Origin of the sequence: Nocardia sp. NPDC058519, assembly GCF_042719755.1 — a bacterium.
GTDB lineage: Bacteria > Actinomycetota > Actinomycetes > Mycobacteriales > Mycobacteriaceae > Nocardia.
Genome location: NZ_JBHXNK010000060.1, coordinates 1 through 10,864, shown reverse-complemented (window position 1 = coordinate 10,864; position 10,864 = coordinate 1). Strand labels below are relative to the sequence as shown.

The 10,864-nt window shown below is 63.7% G+C and carries 13 protein-coding genes; 9 read left to right on the top strand and 4 right to left on the bottom strand.

The genetic code is table 11. The features are described from left to right. From ACFWPK_RS34200 to ACFWPK_RS34175, 6 genes are all read left to right on the top strand, one after another. Positions 1-420: hypothetical protein (locus ACFWPK_RS34200; RefSeq protein WP_378922956.1), on the top strand; the 420-nt coding region annotated here is incomplete at its 5' end. Further along, positions 417-1,289 carry a hypothetical protein gene (locus ACFWPK_RS34195; RefSeq protein ID WP_378922955.1) on the top strand — a complete coding sequence of 291 codons (873 nt, stop codon included), beginning with the start codon at positions 417-419 and terminating at the stop codon, positions 1,287-1,289. The genes ACFWPK_RS34200 and ACFWPK_RS34195, both read left to right, overlap by 4 nt. After that, positions 1,258-2,700: a DUF4407 domain-containing protein gene (locus tag ACFWPK_RS34190; protein ID WP_378922953.1), complete on the top strand. Its 1,443-nt coding sequence runs from the start codon at positions 1,258-1,260 to the stop codon at positions 2,698-2,700. The genes ACFWPK_RS34195 and ACFWPK_RS34190 overlap by 32 nt, the downstream gene beginning before the upstream one ends. 133 nt (positions 2,701-2,833) lie before the next feature. Then, positions 2,834-3,094 carry a hypothetical protein gene (locus tag ACFWPK_RS34185; RefSeq protein WP_378922951.1) on the top strand — a complete coding sequence of 87 codons (261 nt, stop codon included), beginning with the start codon at positions 2,834-2,836 and terminating at the stop codon, positions 3,092-3,094. Between the two features lie 34 nt (positions 3,095-3,128). Continuing rightward, positions 3,129-3,617, top strand: coding sequence for a hypothetical protein (locus ACFWPK_RS34180; protein ID WP_378922950.1), 489 nt, complete (start codon positions 3,129-3,131; stop codon positions 3,615-3,617). A 104-nt stretch (positions 3,618-3,721) separates the two neighbouring features. After that, positions 3,722-5,095, top strand: coding sequence for a DoxX family protein (locus tag ACFWPK_RS34175; protein WP_378922948.1), 1,374 nt, complete (start codon positions 3,722-3,724; stop codon positions 5,093-5,095). Positions 5,096-5,128: 33 nt separating this feature from the next. On the opposite strand, the gene ACFWPK_RS34170 is transcribed toward ACFWPK_RS34175, so the two are convergent. After that, positions 5,129-5,401 (bottom strand): MoaD/ThiS family protein, encoded by a 273-nt coding sequence (locus ACFWPK_RS34170; protein WP_378922947.1) that lies wholly within the window; start codon positions 5,399-5,401, stop codon positions 5,129-5,131. A 4-nt stretch (positions 5,402-5,405) separates the two neighbouring features. After that, positions 5,406-6,569: a WD40/YVTN/BNR-like repeat-containing protein gene (locus tag ACFWPK_RS34165; RefSeq protein WP_378922945.1), complete on the bottom strand. Its 1,164-nt coding sequence runs from the start codon at positions 6,567-6,569 to the stop codon at positions 5,406-5,408. Between the two features lie 133 nt (positions 6,570-6,702). On the opposite strand from ACFWPK_RS34165, the gene ACFWPK_RS34160 reads away from it, so the two are divergent. Then, a complete protein-coding gene (locus tag ACFWPK_RS34160; protein WP_378922943.1) occupies positions 6,703-6,969 on the top strand; it encodes a hypothetical protein in 267 nt (88 codons plus the stop codon). A 201-nt stretch (positions 6,970-7,170) separates the two neighbouring features. Continuing rightward, complete coding sequence (gene argS / locus ACFWPK_RS34155) at positions 7,171-8,937, top strand: arginine--tRNA ligase (protein ID WP_378922941.1); 1,767 nt, start codon at positions 7,171-7,173, stop codon at positions 8,935-8,937. A gap of 38 nt (positions 8,938-8,975) precedes the next feature. Here the strand turns inward: argS and ACFWPK_RS34150 are convergent, their stop codons facing one another. Both ACFWPK_RS34150 and ACFWPK_RS34145 read right to left on the bottom strand, forming a co-directional pair. Then, positions 8,976-9,356: a hypothetical protein gene (locus ACFWPK_RS34150; RefSeq protein ID WP_378922939.1), complete on the bottom strand. Its 381-nt coding sequence runs from the start codon at positions 9,354-9,356 to the stop codon at positions 8,976-8,978. Positions 9,357-9,382: 26 nt separating this feature from the next. Then, complete coding sequence (locus ACFWPK_RS34145; protein ID WP_378922937.1) at positions 9,383-9,913, bottom strand: DUF3558 domain-containing protein; 531 nt, start codon at positions 9,911-9,913, stop codon at positions 9,383-9,385. Positions 9,914-10,386: 473 nt separating this feature from the next. On the opposite strand from ACFWPK_RS34145, the gene ACFWPK_RS34140 reads away from it, so the two are divergent. Then, a complete protein-coding gene (locus ACFWPK_RS34140; RefSeq protein ID WP_378922935.1) occupies positions 10,387-10,713 on the top strand; it encodes a type VII secretion target in 327 nt (108 codons plus the stop codon). Positions 10,714-10,864 lie beyond the last annotated feature (151 nt).

Sequence of the window (10,864 nt, the reverse complement as noted above, 5' to 3'; positions counted from 1 at the left end):
GTGGTCGCCGCTGTCCGGGAGGTCGCACCGGGCGCGGTGGCACTGGGCGCCGCGCGGATCGCATCGGGGGTGGTCGGCGTCATCGGCGCATACCCGCACGCAGTCGGTGTGGTGACCCATCGCGTCGTTCACGGATTGCTCGAGCAGGTGGTTCTCCCCGCGCCGGTCTCCGAACGAACCGCCATCGCGCTGGAATGCATCGAGACCTATGAGGCTTCGTCTGTGATTCGGGTGCGGCCTGGACAGCAGGGGCCATGGCTCGACGCCGCGACCGAGGCCTCGATCGCTGTGACACCCGGCCGCTATCGGGTATCCGTGGCGACGCGCTGTTCTCCGTACGGCGCGATACGATTGCACGACAACGATTCTGGAGCTGTGATGACCGTGCTGGTCGACCCGACCGGAGGTCGTGACCGATGACCGATTACGCGGCTTTGCAGGCGTTGGGGGAAGCGATCGCGGGGTCCGCGGCGACCATGGCTGCCGTCGTGGCGGCAAGTGCCTCGGTGCCCGGCAGTGACCCGTCGACACTCGACCTCTTGATCGCCGTCGACGACGCGCTGTCCCGAGTGGACGAGCTCGTCGAGCAGGTACCGGTGTTGGTCGACGCGGCGTTGGCCGGCCCGGCGGTGGCGCGCACGCTCGACCGCAAGACCGCGGCGCTGACCGCGGCGGCCGAGCGAGTCGCCGGTGCACGGCGAACCTACGACACCCTGCGCTCGACCGAGGACGAGTTGATCGTGCTCGGGGCTGAGCACGAGCGGATCACCCGTAGACTCGCCGAGCTGGACCGGTTGCGCGCATTGTCGGCAGAGCTACCGGCACTGCGGGAGCAGCAGCAAAAGCTGCTCGGCAGAAACGAGGCGTTGATCGCCGACACAGAGCGCGCGGAACAGGCCGTACTCGATGCCGCCGAGAACGTCGTGGTGCTCAGCGCGCAGTGCCAGGCGTTGCTCACCGAACGGGCAAGTGCGGCAATCGATGAGCTGCGCGTGCTCGAGGCGCGGTGGGCGGACCTGAATCGCGAATACCTCGAAGCGGAACGCAAGGTCGACGTCCTACGCGGCGAACATCGGGTGCGCACCGCGGCGTTGGCCGCGCACTGCGACGTCGACCGCGATCTGCTCGCCCGACTGTCCCGCGTCGCCGACGCCGGCGTGCTGGCCGGTGTCGGCGAGACATTGGCCGACGCGCAATCCCTACTCGAGTCCGCCGACCAAGGGCTGGGTCGAGCCTTGATCCGCTACGACGAGATCCGTGCAGGCACTCGGGCGGAGCTGTCGTGGTAGGCGATCGAGTAAATATGTTGGTGCACAACAATTGTGGGCGAGGGGTGTCATAGTGTTCAGCCGATGGCTGCTAGCGCTGGTCGGTGTTCGCGAGGACCTTCTCGCGCGAGCGCCGTCGGATCGATTCAAATATCTGTCGATGGGTGGGGTGCTCCTCACCACTGCTGCCGTCGCCGCAGTCTCGGCTGCCTTCGCACTGCAGATGGCCGTGCACGCCCCGCTGTGGGCTGCCATTCTGCTCGGCATCGGTTGGGGCGTGGTCATTCTCAACCTAGACCGACTGCTCGTCGTCGGGATGCATCGGCACAAGGCGTTTCGGAACAACCTCTATGCGGCGATACCCCGGGTGGTGCTCGCATTGTTGCTCGGCGCGGTGATCTCGACACCGTTGGTGCTGCGCATTTTCGAGTCGGAGATTCTCACCGAGGTCAAAGTTCAGCAGCAGCAGAAGGAACAGGACTACAAGGATTCCATCGACACCCAATACGCGTCGATCACAGTGCTCCAGCAGGAGCTGGACCAGCTGCGGACGAAGGCACGAACAGATCCTGGGGCTATCGCGAGTAATCCGGCGGTGCAGAAAGCGCAGCAGCGCCTCGATGCCGCATCGGACGACGTCAAGGTCAAGCTGGATGCCGAGGCCTGCGAGATCGCGGGTACGTGCGGAAGCATGGTCGAAGGTGCGAACGGGCCGGCCGCACTTGCCGCGACAGCCCGGCGGGTGGCGGCCCAACAGGAATATGGCATCGCCGATGCCGCTTTGAAATCCGCGCAGGAGCAGGCAACGTCTACCGCGGGCGCCGACGCGATCGCCGCACAAGCCGAGATCAGCCGCCGTCAGCCTATATTGGACGGACTCATCGCCGATCGCGAGCGCGATATGGCCAACTACCGCTCCCGGTCGGCGAACAGTGATGGCCTGCTCGCCAGAATCGAAGCGCTCGACTCGCTCAGTGATTCGAGGCCGAGTCTCGGGCGAGCCCAACTCATGCTGTTCCTGCTCTTCTTGTCGCTGGAATTGCTTCCGGTGCTGGTGAAGTTGATGCAGCTGACCGGACCACCGACGCTGTACGAGAAGCTGAGCGCCGAAGCCGACGCGGACGCCGAGGTCGAGGCTCGTCGCGAGTTCGCTCAGGCCTCCAATACGAAGGTGCTCGCCGCCGAACGTGCCGCGGAAGCGGAATTGCGTGGCGCCCTGGTCGGGGACGCGAATCTGACGCCGCCATGGACAGCGGACGAACCTCGGCGAGCATCGAATCGGGTGCCGCCCCACAATTCCTTGCCCGGCGACGGTTTTCGACCCGAACCACGAACCTCTACCCAAACCCACCGGCAGCCGCCGCCTGATTTCGGGGACAACACACTGACGCAACCGATTCCGCGTCCGCCCAGGATTCGATACGACGACTGATTCTTCTTCGGTACCAACAGGTTTCGATAACACTGATAGCCCGGTAGGTCGGGCACTATAGATTTCGGAGGTCGACATGGAAGCATGGGGGCGACGACTTGTCGGTGCGACCGCGTCTGTCGCGGTGGCGGCGGTGGTCAACATCGCCACTGCGATTTTCACCGACAACCGGACGGCGGGATGGGTCGCCTTCGGTGTGGTGCTGTTGGTGCTCGGTCTCATCGTGCAGATCTGGCTCACCGCCGCGCCGAGCGAGCCACCGCGAAGTGAGCAACAGGTGAGGAACGCCGAAATCGACGGCTCCGCCGACATCGGCAGCGCGCATCCGCTTGCTCAGGTTGTCCAGGATGTGAAGATCAAGGGCAATCTCAACATGACTCAGGGCGGCAGTTGATATGTCGTACCCACACGAACCTCGGTTGCCGGGCATGGAGGTCTCCCATGCCTATATCGGCGGTGATCTGAACCAGCGGATGGAAAACCACCACTACTACCCGGCCGCACGGCCCCCCCGGCGAAATCGTGGTCGTACCTTTTCGTGGTGGCTGCTGGTAGTTTCCGTCGTCTCGAGCGGACTGCACATCTGGCTGGCGCCTCAGCTGAACCCCGCATCCCTCTACTCCAAGATCACCCACTTTCCCGACCCGCTCGCACAACAGATACTGCTCATCGTCTGCGCGCTGGCGCTGATCGTCGACGCCGTCATCACCAGGGGATTCAACCGGTTCGACCCCCCGACCGTGATTGTTCACCGTGTCATCCTCGGCGTTTCGCTGATCGCCATCGCGCCCGTCGTCGCAGCCGCGTCGGTCCTGGTGGTGACGGTGGCCGTGGTCGTGCTCATCAGCTATTTCGGACTTCGAATCATGGGCATGGGAAGTTCGGCGACGAACCGAGTGGACTCGTTCTTGCGGTAACCCCGCGCCGCCCCGAGCATTCGGGGCAACGAGATTGCCGGATTTTCCGGTCCCGCCGGCTGCCATAGCGTCACCCGTACGGCTCTCGATCGTAGGAGTGATGGATGGTTTCAGGGGTGTTGGCTCAGCGGGAGCCCGAGGTCGTTCGCGGCGACATCGAGCAGGTCGATCGGTGGCATCCGGCGATCCGCGTTCTCTTCCGGTTCGGATTCGTGGTGATCGGTGTCGGAATGGCGGGTGTGTGGCTGCAGCACACGCTGCTCCGCACCTCCGGTGTATCCCAGGAGGTGGTGAGCGAGGTCGGCAAATGGACTGCGCTGCACCCGATCACCGACTGGATCGGCACCCACCTCTTCGACGTACCCATCGATTACACGGTCACCGGCAGCGGAGACACCGCGGCGAAGTGGGTGTCCGTGTTCACCCTGGTCCTGGTCGCCGTACCGGTCACCGCCATTTGGTCGGTCCTCGACCGGCGTCGCCCGAATTACGCGCGACTGTATGAGTGGTTCCGGCTGCTGCTGCGTATTTCGCTGGTCAGCGCCCTTTTGCTGTACGGGATGATCAAAGTGCTGCCGACGCAGATGTCGTTCAACCTCGAGCGGCTGGTCGAACCGTTCGGCGATATGAGCCCGATGGCGGTGCTGTGGGCACAGTCGTCGCTGTCGGAGCCATACGAGATGGCCTTGGGTGCGGCGGAAGTCGTTGCGGCGCTGCTGCTGATCCTGCCGATGACCGCGGGCCTCGGGTCTGTACTCGCCGTCATCGTGGCGATGCAGGTGCTCCTGATGAATCTCGCCTTCGATGTGCCGGTGAAGCTGTTCGCCCTGCAATTGTTTCTGTACGCAACGGTATTGGCCGCACCCGACATCATCCGCATCGTTCGGGCGATGCTCGGCCAGGCCGTCGAAGCTCGAACGTCGACGCCGCTGTTGCCCACGCCGCGTGGCAACCGAATCCTGTTGGCAGCCCAGGCGCTGATCGGAGTGTGGCTGCTGTGCGCCACGACTGTCGAGGCCTACGACGGCTGGCACACTTACGGCAACGCACGGCCCAAATCGCCGCTCTACGGCATCTGGAACGTCACCGAGTTCTCGGTCGCCGGCGAGCAGGTACCCGCCTTGGTCGACTTCAGCGAATCGCCTGCCAGCGGAATGCCGAGCGTCACTGAACGATTCCGCCGCATCATCTTCGATATCCCCCAGGGCATGACCATGCAGCGGCTGGATGATTCACTCGTCTCCTTCCCTGCTCGAATCGACACCGACCAGCACACCATCACGCTGTCGAAAGACACAGCGCACCAATGGAAGCTCGCGACATTCAGTTACGTTCAGCCACAATCGGATCGGCTGATTCTGGAGGGCACCCTCGGCGGCAAGCCGGTGCGAATGCAACTGGATCAGGTCGACCTCGCGCAGTACCCGGCTGTCTCACGTGGGTTCCATTGGGTGCAGGCCACGCCCTACTTCCGGTAGGCGGGAAATCGTTGCGCCCCAACGGAACGCGGGTCATCCGCCAGCGACCGATGGAATGATCATCACCTCGGTTCGTGCACCGACAGCGGTGTCCTGGCCGTCGAGCAGACGACATTCGTCACCGTCGATATAGAAGTTCACGTACCTGCGCAATGCCCCGCGTTCGTCACGCAGTCGGCGTTCCAAACCGGGCGATCGTTCACGCAGGGCATCGAGAACCTGCTGCAGGGTCGCACCGTCGACGTCCAGTTCCTTGGCGCCGTCGACGTAAGGGCGGAGCATGGAGGGCAGGCAGACGCGAGCCATCGCGCTATCCGATGACCGCGGCGCGCACGCACAGTACGTCCGGCAGCTTGTCGGCAACGAGCTGCCAATGGTCGCCTTCGTCTGCGCTGCAATACACTTCGCCATTGCGGGTGCCGAAATATATCCCCGTCGGGTCGGCGTTGTCGGCGCACATGGCATCGCGCATGACCGCAGCCCAGAACGGGACAGTGGGGAGTCCATCGTCCAGCTTCGACCACGTCTCGCCGCCGTCCTCACTGCGATACACCGCGCAGCAGGCATCTGGCGGGAAACGGAAGCGCTCCATGTCCGCCACCAGCGGGAAGGTGTAGATCACCCCCGGCTTACGCGGATGCGCGACGATCGGGAACCCGAAATTCGACGGTGGTAAGCCGCCGTCGATCGACTGCCAGCTGACACCCGCATCGGTACTCCGAAACACACCGCCGTGGTTCTGCAGGTACATGGTGCTGGGCGACTCGGCATCGAGGGCAACTTTGTGCACGCACTGCCCCCATTCCGGCAATTCACCGGGCAGGAAGTCCGCGGTGACCCCCTTGTTCGTCGGCGTCCACGATTCCCCACCGTCGGCAGTCTGATACACCCCGCCAGTGGACAGCGCCACCGCCACCCGCTGCGTATCGACCGGATGCGGCAGCACAGTATGCAAAGCCAACCCACCACCACCCGGCTCCCACTGCGGCCGATGCGGATGCTCCCACAACCCCCTGACCAGCTCGAACGTCCGACCACGATCAGCCGACCGGAACAACGCGGAAGGTTCGACACCCGCATAAACCACATCCGGCTCGGCATCGGTCGCCGGCGCGATCTGCCAAACGCCCTGCAGAGCGGCTTCGGTGTCCTCCGGGAAGCTCAGCGGAGCATCATCCGGCTCACTCCACGTCTCCCCGAGATCATCACTGACCACCAACGTCGGCCCGAAATGACTGTTCAACACCCCAGCGAGCACCCGCGGCGTCTCCCGCCGAGTATCAATCGCCAAAGCCTTCACATCAGCCACCGGAAACTGCGGCGGCGACACAGTCCAACTGGCCCGCCCATCCCGGCTACGAGCCAAAAACAAACCCTTACGTGTTCCGATCCCGAGCAGCACGTCCATCGCGAACCTCCGGTTGGTCACCGCAACGCCGATATGCGTGACACTACGCCGCGACACCGACAGCACCTGCGCGTTCCTGGGCTTCGTGACCGAATTCTGTGAACTCGTGTGGAGAGCATCCAACCAGCCCTGTCATTGGCTATCCGACTCTGCAAAGATCGGCATCGTCAATTGTGGACTTCGGTCGAGCGGAGGGTGCATGGGCCTGTCTTGGGAGGACGTCCAGGCGTTTCGGGACAGGGGCGAAGCCGCGGACGCGCTCGCCGCACGTGCGCGCGACGTCAATCGCTGGGCCGAATCCGAAGGTTACGAGGTACTCGGTGACGGCTCGATCCGTGATGTATGGCGGGCTACCGGCCGAGACATCGAACTGACGGGACCGGAATCGGTCCGCCGCTACAAGGTGGTGTTCGACCTCCGCGCCGCCATCGATGCGGTCCTCTCGGAAACGCGATCTGTCGAGTAGACAACTCGAGATCAGCCTCGCTGTGACAACTATTGCGCGTGCCGCACCCGGAAACGACACGGCGCAATTGATGCACAAAGTTCGAGGTCATGTCTGTCTCATCGATTGCGGCGACCGGGTCGCCGCTGATCGGCAGCAGCTGATATCCGCTTGATGTGCTTGCGACAATGGGTTCACGATCCCCCATCGAGAGGAATCAAGGTGAGCTCTGCCGGTGTTGTGCCGCTGCTCGGACGTGTCGCTGCCGCTGTGTCGGAGGCGATCGCCCGAGTCCGTCCGGAAGCGGCGGATGCGGACCCGGTAGTGCGACGTTCCGATCGCGCCGACTTTCAATCCAATGTCGCGCTGCCGTTGGCGAAGCGGGTCGGTGTCCCGCCGACGCAGCTCGGCGCTGAGCTCGTCACTCAGATCGATCTCGCTGATGGAGTGATCGCTGATGTACAAGTGTCGGGCCCAGGGTTCTTGAACATCACCCTGGCCGATACAGCGGTGTGGCAATCCGTCGCAGCGCGCCTGGCCGATGACCGGCTCGGCGTCCCCACCGCCGAAGACGGGCAACGAGTCGTCATCGACTACTCGGCGCCGAACGTGGCGAAGGAAATGCACGTCGGACACCTGCGGACCACCATCATCGGTGACAGCCTGGCCCGGGTCTTCGGGTTCCTCGGCGCCGATGTCGTACGTGCGAACCACCTGGGTGACTGGGGTACACAGTTCGGCATGCTCATCCAATACATCGACGAGCACCCCGAATCGGCTTGGCATACAGAGGAACTCGATGAAGACACCAGCTCGGTGTCGGCGCTGGACAGCCTGTACAAGGCGGCCAGGAAACAATTCGACTCGGATTCAGGCTTTGCGGACCGGGCCAGGACTCGTGTGGTCGCTCTGCAAGCTGGCGACCCTGACACGTTGACCCGTTGGCGGGAGATCGTCGCGGAGTCCGAGAAGGCATTCGGCGCGATCTACGACCGGCTCGGTGTGCTGCTCACTCCGGACGACTACTTCGGTGAGTCGTTCTACAACGACAAGCTCGCCGACACCGTCACCGAACTACTGCGCAAGGGCGTCACGGTCGAGAGCGACGGTGCGGTCGTCGTGCTGTCCGAACAGGTCAAGGGACCCGATGATAAGCCGGCGGTCCTGATGGTCCGCAAACGCGACGGTGGCTACGGCTACGACAGCACCGACCTGGCCACGATCCGGTACCGCATCACCTCACTGCACGCGGACCGGCTGCTGTATGTCACCGACTCGCGGCAGGCTCTGCATTTCCAGCTGGTATCCGAGGCGGCACGGCGAGCAGGCTGGCTCACCGAGGCGATCGAGGTCGCTCACGTCGCTTACGGCACCATCCTCGGGCCGGATGGCAAACCGTTCAAAACTCGTGCGGGCGGGACGGTTCGGTTGATGGACCTGCTCGACGAAGCCGTCGGGCGTGCGCGTGCGGTGGTCGCCGAGAAGAACCCGGACCTGTCGTCGGCGGAGCTCGATGCCATCGCCGAACAAGCGGGAATCGGTGCGGTGAAGTACGCGGATCTGTCGACATCCAGGGTCAAGGACTACACCTTCGACCCGGACCGCATGACCACACTCAACGGCAACACCGGTGTCTACCTGCAGTATGCCCATGCTCGGGTCTGCTCGATCCTGCGCAAAGCCGAGGCCGCAACCCCGGCGGTCGTGGATATCGCCGGACCAATGGAACCAGCCGAGCGGGAACTCGCTTTGTGCCTCGATGGCTACAGCACTGTCCTCGCCGAGGTGGCCGACACGTTGGAGCCACATCGGCTAGCGAGCTATCTCTTCGAACTGGCCCGCGCCTACACCGGCTTCTATGACTTGTGTCCGGTCATCGCAGCTGACGACCCGATGCGATCAAATCGAATTGCATTGTGCCAGTTGACTGCCCGCACTCTGGAAGTCGGATTGGGGCAGTTGGGAATCGCGGCGCCGCAGCGGATGTGACCTGCCCGCCGGGTGGACTGGGCAGCGGCTGGGGTGAATCAGTAGCCGTTGCCCAACGCGTTCGTTGCTTGCGCTTGAGCTATTTGCTGGTCCTCGTACTTCTTCACCGAGATCTCGATGGTGTCGCGGATCAGCGTGAGAACTTCGATGTGCTCTTTGAGGGCTGTGTCGAAATCGCGTTCTCCACCAATGGCTTTCATGCCGAGCATTTTCGCATGTTCGTCGGCGGCAGTGAAACGACCGAGGCCTGTCACAACGGACAGCGTCGTGAGTGAGTCACGCAGCTGGTTGAAAAGGTCGATCTGCTTGTTGCTCGCGTCACGGCAGGTCGTTGCCACGGTCGGGTCCAAATACAGCCGACCAGCTGATGCCTCGTCCTTCAGGGACTGCCAGCGCGACTTCTCATCTGATGGTGCCATCTCAAAAGACCCCCGTATTCGTGAAACTACTTCGGAAAAAGTGGAACGAGCACCTCGGCAACGGATTTCGCGCGGTCGCACGGGGGAGTCTGTTTTGCCTGGGCGCTCCGATTGATGACATCGAGTTGAACAAAGCCGCTGGCGGTCGCGAATGCGAGAAGGCAGAACTCGTCGGCCGCGCGGACCGAGTCTCGGTACTGCACAGCGCTTCGCCCGGCGACTGTCACATCTTTGAAGTCGACGTTGCCAGGCTTCGTCCGGATCTCGTCCAGGGCGTGCACGGTCGAGTACACGGCCATGCTGAAATTCGCCGGGACCTCATCCTCTGTCCACCGGCAGATCTTCCATCCCGGCTCCTCTACGCCGAAGATTCCAGACTCCTCCGACGACGGTTTCAATCCGAGCCCGACGAGAGTGCCATCCGAGATCTGACTGCACGGATCCCACAGCGCCGCAGTAGCCGCCGCCGGGTCGACAGACGTACTCGGCTGCGCATTCCCGCGCTCTGTGCTGGAACATCCCGCCACTGCAAGCGCGCCACACAGCACCGCGCTCACCACCACAGACCGTCGCCGCACGAGCATCCTCCGTCTTCCCCGATCACCGAGCTACACCGTCCGGCCGAGCCCGCACCAACCCCACGGCCACCAGAATGCTCCCCGCACCCGGCCACCCCGTCGTTCCGCACAGCCTACGACACCACCCGACCAATTCCCCGTGGCGAGCCTCTATCCCGTAAGAGCTCCACAGCCTTGCCAGGATCAACCGTGTGACCCCATCGCGACAACAAAGTGGCACTCCTTTGCACCCTTAGACGCACGGAAGAGGCTTCCGGTTCCATCGATTTCACCGCACGTACCAACCCGCCCACATCCGCTACGCTCGGCCATTGGCACTGCGTGCCGCAGGTCTGAGGTACCGGACCTTCCGGCGGTCGAGACCTGCTCGATCAGGTTCGACACCGCAGGTCACGGGCCAGGGAGTGCCCGCCGACCCGGGGTGGCATCACACGAGGGGCGGGGCACCGGATATGGCAAGCGCGGGCGGGGAACTGAGCGTCTCCCCGGACAAGATCAAGTCCCACGCCACCAACGTCACCTCGGCCGGTTCCGGGTTGACCGAAGCACTCGAAGCAGCCCAAGCCGTCTCGGCGCCGTCGGACGCGTTCGGGAAACTGTGTGCGTTCCTCGGGCCCTTGTTCGTCGACTCGGTCGAGACCGATGGCATCGAAGCGATCCAGGCCGCGATCGATGCGTTCGGTGACACCAGCTCGAACCTGACCGCTGTCGCGGATGCCTTCACTACCCGCGACACCACCAACGCCGCAGCGCTCAAGACCCAGCAGTCCGGTCTGTAATGGCCGCCAACCCACTGATCGCCGAGAAGGAAGACACCACCGACTGGTCCACCGGTATCAGCCTGGTCAGCTCGGTCACCGACCTGTCCGACGCGATCTCGGGCGGTTCCTGGATCGAGGTAGGCCTCGGTGTCGTCGGCCTCGCCGCCGA